The following is a 17,469-nucleotide window of genomic DNA, read 5'->3' as shown; positions in this document are numbered from 1 at the left end:
AAAGAACTGATGCAGCCAGCTTATGAGCGGGCATGACGTCGGCAAGGTCCGCGAGATTGGTCAGCGCATGACGCGGGCGCCCTCGCCGGGCGACGATGAGGGGGTCACGGCCGAGACCGCTGGGGCAATCCGTCGCTCCCGATCAAAAGACCGCCGTGTCGATCGTGAATCGCGCGTGTGGCGGTGGGCTGGTGCGGCCGGAACTCGAGCTGCAGGTGGCACGGCGAGACTCCTCGGCCGGCCCGTCGTTCGCAGACGCCGTCACCGAGTTTGATCGCCGACGGAGACATTTGAATTGGTGTCCAGTCCGCAGTGGGACTGTCTACGCCCCTGCGTTGCCCGGGCTGTGCCTATTACTTCGTCAAGGGGCACTTTCGCCGGCGCCGACGCCGCGCTCGGCGGCGTCGGGCCGTTTCATCGATCCGGGATTGCTAGGGCCCGGGAGGCGTGCCCACGCAGACGGGCCCGGCGCAGGCCCCGGCGCCACCGGGTCCGGCCGAAGCTCCGGCGCCCGGCACACCCGCGCTCGCGCCACCGGGACCGGCGCCGGCGCCACCGCCTGGCACGGCCGTCGTCGCGCCGCCGGGTCCCACGCTCTGGCCCGGTGCACCCGGTGCGGCGGAACTGGTCGCCGTCGGAGCCGTCGTCGTCACGCTGGACGGCGGCGTGACGGTGGTGGTCACGGTCGAGGTCGACGGGCTCTTGTTCTTGTCGCCCGAGCATCCCGCGGTCAGCGTGCTCAGGGCAAGTGCCGCGGCCACTCCCGCGGCGACCGAAACGCGGCGGATGGTTCCACTAGCGGTCATGTCCGTATCCAACCTCCCTCGAAGCTGTTGTTCTTAGTCCATCTACCCACTCGGGGCGAAAGCTAAGCGTACGAGCGGGCGACGCGCTTGCGGGTGCGGGCGGCGGGGTACGAGCCACGCAACATGGTCATGCGTGAAGCGGCGGCGTCGGCCCCGGAGCCGGGTTGTCCGAAACGGATGGAGTTCGGGCCGTGCGGCGGCGTGCGTCCTGACGGCTGCCGTGCTGGTGCCCGGCTGTGACGCCGTCCTGGTCGGCGAGCATCAGAACAAGCCCGACTTTCCGCCAACCCTGATGGGGTCCCTGCTGCGGGACGCCGGAGTGACACCGTGGATCACACTGTCCTGCCGCGGCCGCAATCGCGTGGTGCTCGAGCAGGAGTTGCGCGGGCTCAAGAGCATTGGCGTCGACACGGTCCTATGCGTGACGGGGGACGGACGCGGCTGTGACGTTCGACCCGACGTCACGCAGACCTTCGACCTCGACGGGCCGTCCGGACTATCACGTGCCCGCCGGGTGCCGGGGCAGTGGAAGCCCGGCCGCCCTGGACTGGCTCATCGATCGGATGGGCCTGAAAACGGGGTGCCGTGCTGTTGGACTGCGGTGCGGGGGTCGGGGACCCATCGCCTATGCAGTGCGGGAGCGCTCGGTGCGACCGGTACTGGCCGAGCCGGAGGCCGGTGCGTGCCGCGCGGCGAAGAGGCTGTTCGGCTACCCCGTGATGCGCGCCGACGCGGCGGCGCTGCCGCTGGCGGACGCCAGCTGCGACGCCGCCTGGACCCTGGGGGTGTTGTGCACCACGCCGGACCAATCGGGACTGCTCGGGGAACCGCGCCGCGTCGTGCGGCCAGGCGGGCCGATCGGGTTGCTGGCCTTCGTCATTCACCGCGACATCCCTTGTGACGAGCTGCCGGAGAACCACTTTCCGACGCCCGACCGCCTGCGCGAACTGGTGCACAACTCGTCGCTGCACGTGGAGCACCGCCTCGGCACGGCCGACCTGCCCGGCGTTTCCGCGGGGTGGGACGAGCGCATGGATGCGGTCACCGGCGCACTCGCCGTCCGGTACGGGGACACGCGGGCTTGGCAATTGGCCGAAGAGCAGAGCTCGAAGATCGGCGAGCTGCTCGAAAACGGAACGCTCACCGGCGAATTGCTGGTCCTGCGTCACGCGTGACGCTCACTGGCGCTCGGCGTCTCCCACCGGCAGGGCCAGGCGGGTGGGTTGGTCGTGTCCTCGGAGGGTCACGGTGTCGCCCAAAGTCCAACGCCCGCGCTCGCTTTCGCCCGCGCCCTGTACGGTTGCCGCGGTCGCCAACAGGAGCGTCGGCTCTCCCTTGGCCAGTTCGCAGAGCCGGGCCGCCTCGTTGACCGGCTCGCCGATCACGGTGTACTCGAACCGCTCTCGCGCGCCGACGTTGCCGGCGACCACCTGACCCGCCGCCACGCCGATCCCGGCCTGGCACTCGTCGATTTCCTGGCGCAGCCGATCAGCGATGCAGCGGGCGGCAGCAAGGGCCTGGTCCTCAGGGCTGTCAAGGTGATTCGGGGCGCCGAAGATGGCCAGCGTGGCGTCGCCCTCGAACTTGTTGATCAGACCGCAGTGGCGGTCTACCTCTTCCACAATGATGCCGAAGAACCGGTTGAGCAGCTGTACGATTTCGGCGGCGGGCCGGCTGGTCACCAGCTTGGTCGAGCCGATGATGTCGATGAACACGACGGCGACGTGGCGTTCTTCGCCGCCCAGCTTCGGGCGCTCCCGTTCGGCCGCCAGGGCGACCTCGCGTCCGACGTGGCGGCCGAAGAGATCCCGCAGGCGTTCGCGCTCGCGCAGGCCGTTGACCATCGCGTTGAAGCCACGCTGGAGCTCGCCCAGCTCGGTGCCGTCGAACACGACCAGGTCTCCGCGCAGGTCACCCTGTTCGACGCGCTGCAGCGCCGCGCGCACCACCCGCACCGGTGTCGCGGTGAGCCAGGCGAGGATCCACATGAGGAGGCAACCGAAGATCAAGGTGGCGAACGACACAATCAGGACGCCGACGGCGAACTGGGTCTCCGTCAGGTTCCGCATCAGGATCACAAACGTCGCGAGCAGGCCGATGCCGATGACGGGCACGCCCGAACCGAGGAACCAGACCAGCATGGTCCGGCCCATAATCCCCGACGCCAATCGCCGTGGCGGGGGCCCGGCCTCGAGCGCCTGCGCGGCGACGGGGCGCAACGCGAACTCGGCGAGCAGGTAGCTACCCGTGGCGACCAGGACGCCGCAGAACGTCACCGCGACCAGGAATCGCGGGATGAACATCGTGTTGACGAGGCCGTAGAGGGTGGTCAGCACCACCGTCCCCGCGCCCCACAGGATCAGGTCGACGAGGGCGAGTCGCCACGGAGCCAGAAAGACGTTGCGCTCGTCGTCGCGGGTGGGCTGGCGTTCCTCGATCGCCCAGCGCAACGAGAGCACGGTTCGGCGGGTGATCCAGTAGGTGCCCACCGCGAGCGCAAGCGCGATGTAGGCGGGCACAACCCCGAACGTGATCCACAGTGGCGCGTCGTCGAAGACGCTCGGCGCGGGAATGGCCACCGTCACGATCAGCAGCGCGACGCCTATGCCGATCAGGTTCGCCCCGAGTACCAGGACGGTCAGGATGAGCTGGATGCGTATCCGCCGGCGCCGTTGACTTTCGGAGACCCGGCCGAGCAGCAACGAGCCGTACGCGGGGGTCGCCGGCAGCCGGCCGCTCTGACGGGTCACCGTCTCGAGCACCCGGCCGATGCGCTGTGCCACGGACGTCTTAGCCGACATGGTGGCGCCAGCCTAATTTGTCGGCCACGCTCTAAGGTGAGTCGGGTGCGTCTAGTGATTGCCCAGTGCACCGTCGATTACGTCGGCCGACTCACCGCGCACCTGCCGTCGGCGCGCAGGTTGCTGCTGTTCAAGGCCGACGGGTCGATCAGTGTGCACGCCGACGACCGTGCCTATAAGCCGCTGAACTGGATGAGCCCGCCGTGCTGGCTGAGCGAAGAACTCAGTGGCGAGGCGCCGGTCTGGGTGGTGGAAAACAAGGCCGGCGAGCAGCTGCGCATCACCGTCGAAGAGATCGAACACGACTCCAGCCACGACCTCGGGGTGGACCCTGGTCTGGTCAAGGACGGCGTGGAGGCCCACCTGCAGGCGTTACTGGCCGAGCATGTGCAACTGCTGGGCGAGGGATACACGCTGGTCCGCCGCGAGTACATGACCGCGATCGGTCCCGTCGACCTGCTATGTCGCGACGAACGCGGCGGCTCGGTCGCGGTGGAGATCAAGCGGCGCGGCGAGATCGACGGGGTGGAACAGCTCACCCGCTATCTCGAGTTGCTCAACCGCGACAGCGTTCTGGCGCCGGTCAGAGGCGTCTTCGCCGCCCAACAGATCAAGCCGCAGGCGCGCACTCTCGCTACCGATCGCGGAATCCGTTGCCTCACACTGGACTACGACAAGATGCGGGGCATGGATAGCGACGAATACCGGCTGTTCTGACCCGCCCTACTAGACTGACGGCATGGCTCGGCGCCGCACACCGCCACGCGGCCAACGGCCAATACGGCCACCGGTGCTGAGCCGGGTGGAGACCGGACCCGACGGGCACGAGTACGAGGTTCGGCCGATCGCGGCGGCCCGCGCGATCAAGACCTACCGCTGTCCCGGGTGTGACCACGAAATCCGTTCCGGTACTGCGCATTTGGTGGTGTGGCCAAGCGATGCGCCACACGGCGGTGTGGAGGATCGGCGGCACTGGCACACGCCATGCTGGGCCAACCGCGCTACCCGCGGCCCCACGCGACGATGGTCGTGATTGTCTAGTGTCGCGAGTCGTTTACTAGTGCACCAGCATCTTCGACCGCTCATCCCGCTGGTTAATGCGTCGAACGTGGGGGAAACCACAGCCATTTTTCGTAGCTGCACCCGAACTAACGACTCGGGACTCTAAGAAGCGGGCTCGACTAGCTCGATGAGGACGCCGCCGGCGTCCTTGGGGTGGATGAAGTTGATGCGCGAGTTTGCTGTGCCGCGCCGCGCCGTCTCGTAGACAAGGCGCACGCCCTGCTCGCGCAGCTGCTCGCAGATGGTGTCCAGATCGCTAACCCGAACGGCCATCTGCTGGATGCCCGGTCCGCGCTTTTCGATGAACTTCGCGATCGTCGACGAGTCGTCGAGCGGGGCCATCAACTGGAGCTGTGCGCTGGTGCCGGGGACGGCCAGCATCGCCTCGCGAATGCCCTGGTCGTCGTTGACTTCCTCGTGCACCAGGATCATGCCGAGATGGTCGTGGTACCAAGTGATTGCGGCGTCCAGATCGGCCACCGCAATGCCGACGTGATCCAATCCGGTCACCAAGGAGGTTGCCAGGAGGTGACGGGCGTCAACTTGATCGGTCGTCATCACACCACGGTAACCTGACGGTATAGATTCCGCCTCCCCAAGGTTCGGAATCCGCCTTTCCGCGCACCCTCAGGAGGAACTCATGACCACGTCGGTGATCGTTGCTGGAGCCCGGACACCCATCGGCAAATTGATGGGGTCGCTGAAGGATTTCAAGGCGAGCGACCTCGGCGCGATCGCGATCTCCGGCGCGCTGCAGAAGGCCAACCTTCCCGCGTCGGCGGTCGAGTACGTGATCATGGGCCAGGTCCTGACGGCCGGGGCCGGCCAGATGCCGGCGCGGCAGTCCGCGGTGGCTGCCGGCATCGGCTGGGACGTTCCCGCCCTGACCATCAACAAGATGTGCCTGTCCGGTATCGATGCGATCGCGCTTGCCGATCAGCTCATTCGCGCGGGAGAGTTCGACGTCGTGGTGGCCGGCGGCCAGGAATCGATGACCAGGGCCCCGCATTTGCTGATGGACAGCCGTGCGGGCTACAAGTACGGCGATGTGACGGTTCTCGACCACTTGGCCTACGACGGCCTGCACGACGTGTTCACCGACCAGCCGATGGGCGCGCTCACCGAGCAGCGCAACGACGTCGACAAGTTCACCCGCGCCGAGCAGGACGCCTACGCCGCCCGATCCCACCAGCGGGCCGCCGCGGCGTGGAAGGACGGGGTGTTCACCGACGAGGTGGTGCCGGTCGACATCCCGCAGCGCAAGGGTGACCCGCTGCAGTTCGCCGAGGACGAGGGGATCCGGGCCAACACCACGGCCGAGTCGCTGGGCGGCCTGAAGCCGGCGTTCCGCCGCGACGGCACCATCACCGCGGGTTCGGCCTCGCAGATCTCCGACGGCGCGGCGGCGGTCGTGGTGATGAAGAAGGAAAAGGCGCAGCAGCTGGGGCTTTCCTGGCTGGCCGAGATCGGCGCCCACGGCGTGGTGGCCGGTCCGGACTCGACCCTGCAGTCGCAGCCCGCCAACGCGATCAAGAAGGCGATCGGCCGTGAGGGCATCTCCGTGGACCAGCTCGGCGTCATCGAGATCAACGAGGCGTTCGCCGCGGTGGCGCTCGCCTCGACCCGCGAACTGGGCGTCGACCCGGACCTGGTGAACGTCAACGGCGGCGCGATCGCCGTCGGGCACCCGATCGGCATGTCCGGGGCCCGGATCGCGCTGCACGCGGCGCTGGAGCTCAAGCGCCGCGGTACCGGCTACGCCGTTGCGGCTCTCTGCGGGGCCGGGGGGCAGGGCGACGCCCTCATCCTCCGGGCGGGCTAACCCGGCCAAGCGTTTGCTCGGTGCCGCCGACCGGTGTGGCCCGGACGGCTTTTGTGATTTGCGTCATAGTAGCTGGAGGGGCGCTCTTCGCGCCGGAGTTTCGCCCTCGGTGATCGCCCGTCGCACCGGGTGGATCGGGGAGCGACCCGCATGACAAACTTGTCGGCGTGACGCGTCCGCGACCCCCAATCGGGCCCGCAATGGCCGGTGCGGTCGACCTGTCCGGTCTCAAGCAGCGAGCCCAGCAGGCGGCGCCGGCGGGCGGAGCTCAAGGCCAGACACCGCCCCCGCCCGGTGCCACGGAGATCACCGAGGCGAATTTCGAGGCCGAAGTCCTCGTGCGGTCGGACGAGGTGCCGGTCGTCGTCCTGCTGTGGTCCCCTCGCAGTGAGGCGTGCGTCCAGTTGGTCGACATGTTGTCCGCCCTGGCCGCGGAGGACAACGGCACGTGGTCGCTGGCGACCGTCAACGTTGACGTGGCGCCGCGGGTGGCGCAGATCTTCGGCATCGAGGCGGTCCCCACCGTGGTGGCGCTGGCCGCCGGCCAGCCACTGTCGAGCTTTCAGGGGATGCAACCGCCCGACCAGTTACGCCGCTGGGTGGACTCGCTGATTTCCGCAACGGCCGGAAAGCTCAGGGGCCCAAGCGGAGCCGGCGAGGAACAGGCGGTTGACCCCGAGCTGGAACTGGCCCGTCAGCAACTCGACGCGGGTGACTTCGACGCCGCGAGGGCGTCGTATCAGGCGATCCTCGAAGCCAACCCGGCCAGCGCCGAGGCCAAGGGCGCGATCCGTCAGATCGACTTCCTCTCGCGCGCAACAGGTCAGCGTCCCGACGCGGTCGTCGTCGCCGACGCGGCCCCGGGCGACATCGACGCCGCGTTCGCCGCCGCCGACGTGCAGATCCTCAACCAGGACGTCAGCGCCGCATTCGGGCGCCTGATCGCCTTGGTGCGCAGCACGTCCGGTGACGAGCGCACGAGGGTGCGCACCCGACTGATCGAGTTGTTCGAACTTTTCGACCCGGCCGATCCCGAGGTGGCCGCCGGCCGGCGCAACCTGGCCAACGCGCTCTACTGACGGGCACGGGTCAGCGGCCGACGAACTCCGCCTTTCCGAGGCCACGTTCGATGAACGAGTTCATGCCGATCTTCTGGTCCTCGGTCGCGAACATCGGCGCGAACAACTCGCTTTCCAGATCCAGACCGCTACGCAGGTCCATGTCCAGGCCGCCGTCGATGCTTTTCTTGGCCGCGGCGAGGGCGCACGAGGGGCCGGAGCTGAACTGCGCGGCCCACTCCCGCGCCGCGGAATAGACCTCGTCGGCGCCGACGACCTGGTCCACCAAGCCGATCGCGAGCGCCTCCTCGGCGTCGACGAAGCGGCCGGTGTAGATGATGTCCTTGGCCCGGGCGGGCCCGACGAGCCGGGGGAGGCGCTGGGTGCCGCCGGCGCCGGGGTAGATCCCGAGCTGGATCTCCGGCAGGGCGAGGCGGGTGGAGTCCGATATGACGCGCCGATCGCAACACAACGCGAGCTCCAAACCGCCCCCGAGCGCGTAGCGGTTGATCGCGGCCACCGTGGGCTTGTGGATCTCGGCCACCGACGACAGCGATGAGGACAGGGGGCGAGCGTTGCGGGCCATGTCGGCATAAGACATGGTCGCCATCTCCTTGATGTCGGCGCCGGCGCAGAAGGCCTTCTCGCCGCCATAAACGATCACCGCGCGAACGTCGTCGCGTTGATTCGCCTCTCGGGCCGCCGCACGCAGCTCCTCCTGAACTTGCTTGCTCAGGGTGTTCAGCGGTGGCCGGTTGAGGCGGATCGTGCCGATCGCGCCATCGACCTCAAGCGTGACGAATTCAGCCATGGCCCATGTCCTTTCGGGGGTGTTCCCACGTGGTCAGTCGCCGTGGATGTGGCCGCCGACCGCGATGTTGGCTCGGGACAACTCATGGACGACGACGTTGATGATCGCTCGGTCCGACCCGACGGCTCGGCGTCGTTGATGTTGTCCTCGACGAAGTCCGGCAGGTGCTCGCCGGCCTCGACGAAGTTTTTCCGGGCCTTCGAATCACCGCGAACATCTCGCTGATCGACTCACCGGTCGCGGTTTGCACCGCGTCGATGAGGCCGACCGCCAAGGCGCGTTTCTGCGCGTCGCTGCGCCCCTGGCGCATATCGCAGGAAATCATCGACATGACGGCTCTACCTCTCTGTGGGCACTTCACGAAATTGATTGCGGCGGTTGGCTAGTCGAGTTGCTCCTCGCGTCCGGGCACCGAGGCGTCGAAGGCATTGAGCGTGACCGCGACCATTGAGAAACATCCAACAAGGAATACGATTTCCGCAAGGCCGTTCTCCCCGAACGTCTGCCGCGCCGCCTGGTAGGTGGTTTCGGGCAGCGGCGCGCCGCGATTCAGTGCCGCGGCCATGTCGAAGGCCACACCCTCGTCGTGGCTGAGGTCGCTCGGGCGCTCGCCGGCGACGACGGTCGCGATCTTGTGTTCGGCAAGGCCCGCCCGTTTCGCGAAGTACTCGTGCCCGTAGATCTCGTAGCGCGCGCCGAACTTGGCCGCGGTCACCAGGATTACGAGTTGGTGTATGGCTGGGGGCAATACCGCGTGCTCCCACAGTGACCGATTGAAGGCCCACGCGGGGCCGCCGAACTGCGGGAAGTGCAACCAGCCGTTGAAGGGACCGATCAGTGCGCCGTCGCGGCGCCGGGCCACCAGGTCCCCGAAGCTGGCCTCGATCACCTCGGCCATGTCGTCGTACAGGTATTTCTGGTCGGCGTTCAAGGCTTCGGGCGGCAGCAACGGCAGGCGCGTCTTCGGGGTCACAGGCCTAATCCTGCGCCTGGCCGTACGGGGACGCCACGACGTGTTTGTTACCAGTGGTAAGCGCGACTTCACACGCGAGTGTGTTTCCGCCCAGCGATTCGCAACCTTTCAAAACTGCGCCGGCGGAACGGTATTGGCAAAAGGGCGTCCGAATGTTTGAGTGGTGGCATGAGTGACCGAGTCGATGCGCAGCGACGTGCCTGCGCGATCAGTGTGCTGGGCGGCCCGACGGCCGTCATCGACATCGCGGGCCGCCGGCTCGTGATGGACCCGACCTTTGATCCGCCCGGCGAACATGCCTACCTCACCAAGCTCTCCGGGCCCGCGGTGAGCGCCGAGGCGCTCGGGCCGGTGGACGCGGTGTTGGTCAGCCACGACCAGCACCCCGACAACCTCGACGAGGAAGGCCGCCGCGTGGCGCTGGCCGCGCCGCTGGTGCTAACCAACCCCGGCGCGGCGGGCCGGCTTGGGCCGCCCTCGGTAGGCCTCGCGGCATGGCAGTCCTATGATTTGCCCGGCGGGTCGGGATCGCTTGCGGTGCAGGCTGTCCCAGCGGTTCACGGTCCCACCGACGGCCAACGCGATGCGGGCGGCCATGTCAACTGCGAGGTGACGGGGTTCGTGCTGTCCGGGCCCCGCCTGCCCACGGTGTACATCAGCGGCGACAACGCCTCGATGCGCGTCGTCAAGGACGTCGCCGACCGAGTCGGCGCGATCGACGTCGCGGTGTTGTTCGCGGGGGCCGCGCGGGTGCCGGGCAAGGAACGCGGACGGCCGTTGACGCTCACCGCGGCGCGCGCGGCCGCGGCCGCCGAAGTGCTTGGCGCCCAGGTGGTGATCCCCGCCCACGTGGACGGTTGGGCGCACTTCAGTGAGGGCCCCGACGAGTTCGCGGCGGCCTACGATGCCGCCGGCATCGGTGACGTGCTGCGGATTGCCGCCCACGGCGAGTGGGTCGACCTGTAGCCCCGGCGGTCTACTCGGGCTCGAGCCACAGCGCCGACGTGGGCGGCAAGACCAGCACCGCCGACGCCGGGCGCCCATGCCAGGGGTCCTTGGTCGCCTCGACGCCGCCCATGTTGCCGATGCCGGCCCCGTTGTAATCGGTCGCGTCGGTGTTGAGCACCTCGCGCCAACGGCCTGCGGACGGCAGGCCCAGCCGATAGCCACTGTGCTCACTGCCCGAAAAGTTGAACACGCAGGCCATCACCGAGCCATCGCTGCCGTAGCGCAGGAAACTCAATACGTTGTTGGCCGAATCATTGGCGTCGATCCACGAGTAGCCGTCGGGGATGGTGTCCTGGCTCCACAGGGCGGGATGGGCGCGGTAGATGGCGTTGATGTCGCGCACCAAGCGCAAGATGCCGTTGGAGAACCCCTGCTCGTCGAGCTGCCACCAGTCCAGGCCGTTCTGTTCGGACCATTCGGCGCGCTGCCCGAATTCCTGCCCCATGAAGAGCAATTGCTTGCCCGGGTGCGCCCACTGGTAGGCCAGCAGGCTGCGCAGGCCCGCGGCTTTGGTGTGGTTGTTGCCGGGCATGCGCCCCCACAAGGTGCCCTTGCCGTGCACCACCTCATCATGGCTGATCGGCAGGACGTAGTTCTCACTGAACGCGTACAGCATGGAGAACGTCATCTCGCCGTGGTGGTAGCTGCGATGAATGGGGTCGCGGCTGAGATAGTCGAGCGTGTCGTGCATCCAGCCCATGTTCCACTTCATCGAGAAGCCAAGGCCGCCAAGGTTGGTCGGCCGGGTGACGCCGGGCCACGACGTCGACTCCTCGGCGATCGTGACGATACCCGGCGCGGTCTTGTGCGCCGTGGCGTTCATCTCCTGCAGGAACTGCACGGCTTCGAGGTTCTCCCGCCCGCCGTAAACGTTCGGCGTCCACCCGCCCGCGGGGCGCGAGTAGTCCAGGTAGAGCATGGACGCCACGGCGTCCACCCGCAGCCCGTCAACGTGGTACTCCTCGAGCCAGTATAACGCGTTTGCGACCAGGAAATTGCGCACCTCGGCGCGTCCGAAGTCGAAAACGTAGGTGCCCCAGTCGAGTTGCTCACCCCGCTTGGGGTCAGAGTGCTCGTAGAGGGCGGTGCCGTCGAACCGTCCCAGCGCCCACGCGTCCTTGGGGAAGTGGGCCGGCACCCAGTCGACGATGACACCGATGCCGGCCTGGTGCAGGGCGTCGACCAGAGCGCGGAATTCGTCGGGTGAGCCGAAGCGTGATGTCGGGGCGTAGTACGACGTGACCTGGTAGCCCCATGACCCGGCGAACGGGTGCTCGGACACCGGCAGCAGTTCGATGTGCGTGAATCCTTGCTCCACAACGTAGTCCGTCAGCTCTCGGGCCAGCTGCAGGTAATTGAGGCCGGGGCGCCACGAGCCCAGGTGCACCTCGTAGGTGCTCATCGGTTCGAAAATGGGGTTGCGCTGGGCGCGCTGGGTCAGCCAGTCGGCGTCGTCCCAGGTGTACTCGCTGTGAGTCACGCGCGACGCGGTGTGCGGCGGGACCTCGGTGGCAAAGGCCATTGGATCGGCGCGTTCGGTCACAACGCCGTCGGCGCCGTGGACGCGGAACTTGTAGAGGCCACCGATCGGGAAGCCGGGCCAGAACAGCTCCCACACCCCCGACGATCCCAGCGATCGCATGGGGGCGTCGTTGCCGGTCCAGCCGTTGAATTCCCCGATCAACGTGACGCCCTTCGCGTTGGGCGCCCACACCGCGAACGACACGCCGTCGACGACGCCATCCGCGGTTGTGAACGAACGCGGGTGTGCCCCAAGGACTTCCCACAGCCGCTCGTGCCGGCCCTCCCCGAACAGGAACAGGTCAACCTCACCCAGCGTCGGCAGGAAGCGGTATGCGTCGGCGACGACGTAGGGCTCGGCGCCTTCGTATCTCACCTGCAGCCGGTAATCGATCAGGTTGGCGAACGGCAAGGCGACCGCGAACAGGCCCGAGTCGATGTGCTGCAGCGGGAAGCGTTCCTCACCGACCAGCGCGACGACCTCCGTCGCATGCGGGCGATAGGCCCGGATGACGGTGTGGTCGCCGTATTCGTGCGCGCCCAGGATGCCGTGTGGGTTGAAGTGGGTGCCGGCAAGCAGGCGCGACATGTCGTCGGCTCCTAGTGCCAGGTGTGTGCCGGCGAGTTGGTCGGCTCGGCTCATGTCACAATCCCTCCGGTCCCTTTGGTGGCCTGCGGAGCAGCTTCAGGCGCGATTCGTGAGGCACCAACGGCATGTTGATGATGTGGGCGACCGCCTGCGCCGGGTCGAGGCGGACGTAGTTGTTCTGGCCCCACTGGAATTCCTGGCCGGTGATCTCATCGCGCACCCAAAAGCGCTCATAGGGTTCCATACCCAATGCCGCCATATCCAAAAACAGCGTGGCCTCCTCAGCTCCGAACGCGTTGAGGGTCACCACCACCAGCACGCAGTCGCCGGTTTCCGGATCGAACTTGCTGTAGGCGAGCAACGCGTCGTTGTCCAGGCTGTGGAAGTGGATGGTGCGCAACTGCTGCAGCGCGGGGTGCAGGCGGCGAATTGCGTTGAGCCGCGTGATGAACGGTTCCAGCGAGCGTCCCTCGGCGAGCGCACCCGCGAAATCGCGGGGCCGCAGCTCGTATTTCTCCGAGTCCAGGTACTCCTCGCTGCCCTCCCGGACGGCGCGGTGTTCGAACAACTCGTACCCCGAGTACACGCCCCACGCCGGCCCCATGGTCGCCGCCAGCACCGCACGGATGGCGAACATGCCCGGGCCGTTGTGCTGCAGGATCGCATGCAGGATGTCGGGGGTGTTGACGAACAGGTTCGGGCGACGGAAGTCCGCCGCGATGGCGATCGCCTCGCCGAACTCGGTGAGCTCCTGCTTGGCCGTGCGCCAGGTGAAATAACTGTAGGACTGGGTGAATCCGAGTTTGGCCAGGCCGTACTGGCGCGCGGGCGGGGTGAAGGCCTCGGAGAGGAAGAGCACGTCAGGGTCGACGGCCTTGACCTGACTGATCAGCCACGCCCAGAAGTTCGGCGGCTTGGTGTGCGGGTTATCCACCCGAAAGAACTTGACGCCGTGGTCGATCCAGTGCCGGACCACGCGCAGCACCTCGTCGTAGAGCCCGGCGGGATCGTTGTCGAAGTTCAGCGGGTAGATGTCCTGATATTTCTTGGGCGGGTTCTCCGCGTAGGCGATGGTGCCGTCCGGCAATTCGGTGAACCAGTTGCGGTGTTCCCGCGCCCACGGGTGATCCGGGGCGCACTGCAGCGCGAGGTCCAGCGACACCTCCATGCCCAGGTCGCGTGCCGCGGCGACGAAGCGGTCGAAGTCCTCGATGGTGCCCAGGGCGGGGTGGACGGCGTCGTGCCCGCCCTCGTCGCTGCCGATCGCCCAAGGGGATCCGACGTCGCCCGGCGCGGCGGTGGGAGAGTTGTTGCGGCCCTTGCGGTGGATCTTGCCGATCGGATGGATCGGCGGCAGATAGACGACATCGAATCCCATTCCCGCGATGCGCGGAAGCTCCTCGATCGCGGTGGCGAACGTGCCGTGCACCGGGTTGCCGTCGGCGTCCCAGCCGCCGGTGGACCGGGGAAACATCTCGTACCACGAGCCGAAGCGGGCGAGCGGCCGGTCCACCCACACGCCGTACTGTTCGCCGCGAGTGACCAGATCGCGCTGGGGATAGGCGGCGAGGAGCTCTTCGGTCTCCGCGGACAGGGCCAGCGCGGTTCGGCTCACCGGATCCCCCGGGCTTCGCAGCGCGGTAGCCGCCTCCAGGAGGGGGCCGCGCAGGGCGCGCGGCACTCCGGTCGCGGCGCGCTCGAGCAGCCCCGCCCCGACCAGCAGATCGTTCGACAATTCGGACTCGCCCTGGCCGGCCTCGAGCTTGGCGATCAGTCCGTGCCGCCACGTTTCGATCGGGTCGCCCCATCCGTCGACCCGGAACGTCCACAGTCCGACCCGGTCGGGGGTGAACTGGCCGTGGAAGACGTAGGGTTCGAGTCCCTCGGTCATGGGGAACAGCTGCGGCTTGATGCGCTGCTGCTCCGTGTTCTCGATGGTCCGCGTCTCGAGCGGCTTTTCCGGCGCCTGCACCGCCTTGATGCGGCGGGTTTCGCCGACCTGCGGATAATGCGGACCCAGGTAACGGACGACCAGCGTCGCCGCGACGGCATCGTGGCCCTCCCGCCACACCGCGGCGCTGACCGGGATGACCTCACCGACCACGGCCTTGGCCGGGTACGCGCCGCAGGAAACGACGGGCTGGACGTTATCGATCTCGACACGACCGGGCACAACCACTCCATTCAGATTGTGTGGGGCCAGACCGCTGTGTGCTTCGTCGCGGAATGCCCGTCGTCTGAGGAAACTTCCTGTCGTGAGAACTTCGCTCGAGCCGCTCCGTCGCGGCCCAACACCTAACCGATACCCAGCCTAGTGTCCGGTCACACCCCCGGCGGGCAACGTCTGTCGCAGTGCGAGCACCGGAATCCTCAGTAAGGTAAGGACGCGTGAAAGCCCTTCGCCGGTTCACCGTCCGTGCACACCTTCCCGAGCGCCTCGTCGCGCTGGATCAGCTCTCGACGAACCTGCGCTGGTCGTGGGACAAACCGACCCAGGATCTGTTCGCGACGATCGACCCGACGCTGTGGGAGCGGTGCGGCAGCGACCCGGTGGCGTTGTTGGGCGCGGTGAGCCCCGCCCGCCTGGACGAGCTGGCGCTCGACGAGGCGTTCCTCGGCCGGCTCGACGAGCTGGCCGCCGACCTGAACGACTACCTGAGCCGGCCGCTGTGGTATCAGCAGCAGGAGGCCGACGGGGTCCCGATGCCGACCGGCATCGCCTACTTCTCGATGGAGTTCGGCGTGGCCGAAGTGCTGCCGAACTATTCCGGCGGCCTGGGCATCCTCGCCGGGGATCACCTGAAGTCGTCGTCGGATCTCGGCGTTCCGCTCATCGCGGTGGGCCTGTACTACCGCTCGGGGTATTTCCGGCAGTCGCTGACAGCCGACGGCTGGCAGAACGAGACCTACCCGTCGCTGGATCCGCAGGGGTTGCCGCTGCGGCTGCTCACCGACGCCGGCGGCGATCCCGTACTGGTTCAGCTCGCGCTGCCCGACTCGGCGCAGCTGTACGCCCACGTCTGGGTTGCGCAGGTGGGTCGTGTTCCGCTGCTCCTGCTGGATTCCGACGTCCCGGAGAACGAACATGACCTGCGCAGCGTCACCGACCGGCTCTACGGCGGCGACCAGGAACACCGCATGAAGCAGGAGATCCTGGCCGGCATCGGCGGGGTCCGGGCCATTCGCGCGTTCACCGCCGTCGAGGGGCTGCCCGCACCCGAGGTCTTCCACATGAACGAGGGGCACGCCGGGTTCCTCGGTGCGGAGCGCATCCGCGAGCTGATCGCCGACTCCGGATTGGACTTCGACACCGCGCTGACCGTGGTGCGCTCCAGCACGGTGTTCACCACCCACACGCCGGTGCCCGCGGGCATCGACCGGTTCCCGCTGGACATGGTGCAGCGCTACCTCGGCGGCAAGCCTGGGGCCGACGGCGAATCGACGCTGCTGCCCGGCGTGCCGACCGCCCGCATCCTCGCGCTGGGTGCCGAGGACGACCCTTCCAAGTTCAACATGGCCCACATGGGACTGCGGCTGGCGCAGCGCGCCAACGGCGTCTCGCTGCTCCACGGACGAGTGAGCCGGGCAATGTTCAACGAGCTCTGGCCGGGGTTCGATCCCGACGAGGTGCCGATCGGGTCGATCACCAATGGCGTGCACGCGCGCACCTGGGCGGCGCCGCAGTGGCTGCAGCTGGGGCGCGAGCTGGCCGGCTCGGACTCGTTCAGCGACCCGGGGGTCTGGCTGCGGCTGCAGCAGGTCGACCCCGGCCACCTGTGGTGGATCCGCTCCCAGCTGCGGTCGCTGCTGGTCGAGGACGTGCGCCGCCGGCTGCGCAACTCGTGGCACGAACGCGGCGCCTCCGAGGCGGAATTAGGTTGGATCGCAACGGCTTTCGATCCGGACGTGCTGACCATCGGGTTCGCGCGCCGGGTGCCGACGTACAAGCGGTTGACACTGATGCTGCGGGACCCCGAGCGGCTCGAGCAGCTGTTGCTGAACGAAAAGAGGCCGATCCAGCTCATCGTCGCGGGCAAGTCCCACCCGGCCGACGACGGCGGGAAGGCGCTCATCCAGCAGGTGGTGCGCTTCGCCGACCGACCCGAGGTGCGGCATCGCATCGCCTTCCTGCCCGACTACGACATGTCCATGGCCCGGCTGCTGTATTGGGGCTGCGATGTCTGGCTGAACAACCCGTTGCGGCCCCTGGAGGCCTGCGGCACGTCCGGGATGAAGAGTGCGCTCAACGGGGGCCTGAACCTGTCCATCCGCGACGGTTGGTGGGACGAGTGGTACGACGGCGAAAACGGTTGGGAGATACCGTCGGCCGACGGCGTCGCCGACGAGGCGCGGCGCGACGACCTGGAATCCAGCGCGCTCTACAGCTTGCTGGAGGAGTCGGTGGCGCCGAAGTTCTACGAGCGTGACGAGCACGGCGTGCCGCCGCGCTGGATCCAGATGGTGCGCCACACACTGCAAACGCTGGGCCCGAAGGTGTTGGCGTCCCGGATGGTGCGCGACTACGTCGAGACCTACTACGCGCCGGCCGCGCAGTCGCTGCGCAAGACCATCGCTCCCGCCGAAGGGGGCAAGGCCGGGTTCGGCGCGGCGCGCGAGCTGGCCGCCTACCGCCGGCGCGTGGAGCAGGCCTGGCCGAAGATCGCCATCACCGACGTCGACAGCACCGGGTTGCCGGACAGCCCCCAGCTGGGCTCGAAGCTGACACTGACGGCGACCGTACAGCTGGCCGGATTGCGGCCCGACGAGGTCGAGGTGCAGGCGGTGGTCGGTCGCGTCGACTCCAGCGACGCCCTGCTTGATCCGGTGTGCGTCGACATGTCGCACACCGCGACCGTCGACGGCGGCAACGAGGTGTTCGCGACAACGACGCCGCTACCGCTGGCGGGCGCCGTCGGCTACACCGTGCGCGTGTTGCCGCACCACCCGATGCTGTCCGCCGACAACGAGCTCGGTCTCGTCGCGCTGGCCAGATAGCCCGGTCAGGCCGACACGCCCGG

At 67.9% G+C, this 17,469-nt stretch carries 15 protein-coding genes and 1 pseudogene; 9 read left to right on the top strand and 7 right to left on the bottom strand.

The genetic code is table 11. The annotated features are described in order from the left end of the window. Nucleotides 1–431: 431 nt before the first annotated feature. Nucleotides 432–806, bottom strand: a complete 375-nt coding sequence (locus SKC42_RS04045; protein WP_330963028.1) for a hypothetical protein — start codon at nucleotides 804–806, stop codon at nucleotides 432–434. Between the two features lie 129 nt (nucleotides 807–935). Here SKC42_RS04045 and SKC42_RS04040 point away from each other — a divergent pair. After that, a pseudogene (locus tag SKC42_RS04040) lies at nucleotides 936–1,314 on the top strand (methylenetetrahydrofolate reductase); the annotation flags it as partial. A gap of 55 nt (nucleotides 1,315–1,369) precedes the next feature. After that, nucleotides 1,370–1,981 (top strand): methyltransferase domain-containing protein, encoded by a 612-nt coding sequence (locus tag SKC42_RS04035; RefSeq protein ID WP_330963267.1) that lies wholly within the window; start codon nucleotides 1,370–1,372, stop codon nucleotides 1,979–1,981. A 3-nt stretch (nucleotides 1,982–1,984) separates the two neighbouring features. Here SKC42_RS04035 and SKC42_RS04030 read toward each other — a convergent pair whose 3' ends face one another. Continuing rightward, on the bottom strand, nucleotides 1,985–3,607 hold the full coding sequence (locus SKC42_RS04030; protein WP_330963027.1) for an adenylate/guanylate cyclase domain-containing protein: 1,623 nt from the start codon (nucleotides 3,605–3,607) through the stop codon (nucleotides 1,985–1,987). A 45-nt stretch (nucleotides 3,608–3,652) separates the two neighbouring features. Here SKC42_RS04030 and nucS point away from each other — a divergent pair, with 45 nt between their 5' ends. Together nucS and SKC42_RS04020 are read left to right on the top strand one after the other, a co-directional pair. After that, nucleotides 3,653–4,324, top strand: a complete 672-nt coding sequence (gene nucS / locus SKC42_RS04025; protein WP_330963026.1) for an endonuclease NucS — start codon at nucleotides 3,653–3,655, stop codon at nucleotides 4,322–4,324. Between the two features lie 22 nt (nucleotides 4,325–4,346). Then, complete coding sequence (locus tag SKC42_RS04020) at nucleotides 4,347–4,640, top strand: hypothetical protein (RefSeq protein WP_330963025.1); 294 nt, start codon at nucleotides 4,347–4,349, stop codon at nucleotides 4,638–4,640. Nucleotides 4,641–4,771: 131 nt separating this feature from the next. Here SKC42_RS04020 and mce read toward each other — a convergent pair whose 3' ends face one another. Further along, nucleotides 4,772–5,230 carry a methylmalonyl-CoA epimerase gene (gene mce / locus SKC42_RS04015; protein ID WP_330963024.1) on the bottom strand — a complete coding sequence of 153 codons (459 nt, stop codon included), beginning with the start codon at nucleotides 5,228–5,230 and terminating at the stop codon, nucleotides 4,772–4,774. Between the two features lie 79 nt (nucleotides 5,231–5,309). Between mce and SKC42_RS04010 the strand changes: the two genes are divergently transcribed. Both SKC42_RS04010 and SKC42_RS04005 read left to right on the top strand, forming a co-directional pair. Then, complete coding sequence (locus SKC42_RS04010) at nucleotides 5,310–6,491, top strand: acetyl-CoA C-acetyltransferase (RefSeq protein WP_330963023.1); 1,182 nt, start codon at nucleotides 5,310–5,312, stop codon at nucleotides 6,489–6,491. Between the two features lie 167 nt (nucleotides 6,492–6,658). Next, entirely contained in the window at nucleotides 6,659–7,570 is a 912-nt protein-coding gene (locus SKC42_RS04005) for a tetratricopeptide repeat protein (RefSeq protein ID WP_330963022.1), read from the top strand. A gap of 10 nt (nucleotides 7,571–7,580) precedes the next feature. Here SKC42_RS04005 and SKC42_RS04000 read toward each other — a convergent pair whose 3' ends face one another. After that, on the bottom strand, nucleotides 7,581–8,360 hold the full coding sequence (locus SKC42_RS04000; RefSeq protein ID WP_330963021.1) for an enoyl-CoA hydratase/isomerase family protein: 780 nt from the start codon (nucleotides 8,358–8,360) through the stop codon (nucleotides 7,581–7,583). 164 nt (nucleotides 8,361–8,524) lie between these two features. Between SKC42_RS04000 and SKC42_RS03995 the strand changes: the two genes are divergently transcribed. Next, on the top strand, nucleotides 8,525–8,746 hold the full coding sequence (locus tag SKC42_RS03995; protein WP_330963020.1) for a hypothetical protein: 222 nt from the start codon (nucleotides 8,525–8,527) through the stop codon (nucleotides 8,744–8,746). Here the strand turns inward: SKC42_RS03995 and SKC42_RS03990 are convergent. Next, entirely contained in the window at nucleotides 8,743–9,333 is a 591-nt protein-coding gene (locus tag SKC42_RS03990) for a carboxymuconolactone decarboxylase family protein (protein ID WP_330963019.1), read from the bottom strand. The genes SKC42_RS03995 and SKC42_RS03990 overlap by 4 nt on opposite strands. A gap of 168 nt (nucleotides 9,334–9,501) precedes the next feature. Here SKC42_RS03990 and SKC42_RS03985 point away from each other — a divergent pair, with 168 nt between their 5' ends. Continuing rightward, nucleotides 9,502–10,299 (top strand): MBL fold metallo-hydrolase, encoded by a 798-nt coding sequence (locus SKC42_RS03985; RefSeq protein ID WP_330963018.1) that lies wholly within the window; start codon nucleotides 9,502–9,504, stop codon nucleotides 10,297–10,299. A gap of 10 nt (nucleotides 10,300–10,309) precedes the next feature. Here SKC42_RS03985 and glgB read toward each other — a convergent pair whose 3' ends face one another. Together glgB and SKC42_RS03975 are read right to left on the bottom strand one after the other, a co-directional pair. Further along, nucleotides 10,310–12,505 (bottom strand): 1,4-alpha-glucan branching protein GlgB, encoded by a 2,196-nt coding sequence (gene glgB, locus SKC42_RS03980; RefSeq protein WP_330963017.1) that lies wholly within the window; start codon nucleotides 12,503–12,505, stop codon nucleotides 10,310–10,312. 1 nt (nucleotide 12,506) lies between these two features. Then, on the bottom strand, nucleotides 12,507–14,624 hold the full coding sequence (locus tag SKC42_RS03975) for an alpha-1,4-glucan--maltose-1-phosphate maltosyltransferase (RefSeq protein ID WP_330963016.1): 2,118 nt from the start codon (nucleotides 14,622–14,624) through the stop codon (nucleotides 12,507–12,509). 215 nt (nucleotides 14,625–14,839) lie between these two features. Here SKC42_RS03975 and SKC42_RS03970 point away from each other — a divergent pair, with 215 nt between their 5' ends. Continuing rightward, nucleotides 14,840–17,446, top strand: coding sequence for a glycosyltransferase family 1 protein (locus tag SKC42_RS03970; RefSeq protein WP_330963015.1), 2,607 nt, complete (start codon nucleotides 14,840–14,842; stop codon nucleotides 17,444–17,446). Nucleotides 17,447–17,469 lie beyond the last annotated feature (23 nt).

The organism is Mycobacterium sp. 050134 (assembly GCF_036409085.1).
Taxonomy (GTDB): Bacteria; Actinomycetota; Actinomycetes; order Mycobacteriales; family Mycobacteriaceae; genus Mycobacterium.
Note: the sequence above shows the minus strand (reverse complement) of the source record. Positions and strands in the feature narration are given on the sequence as shown.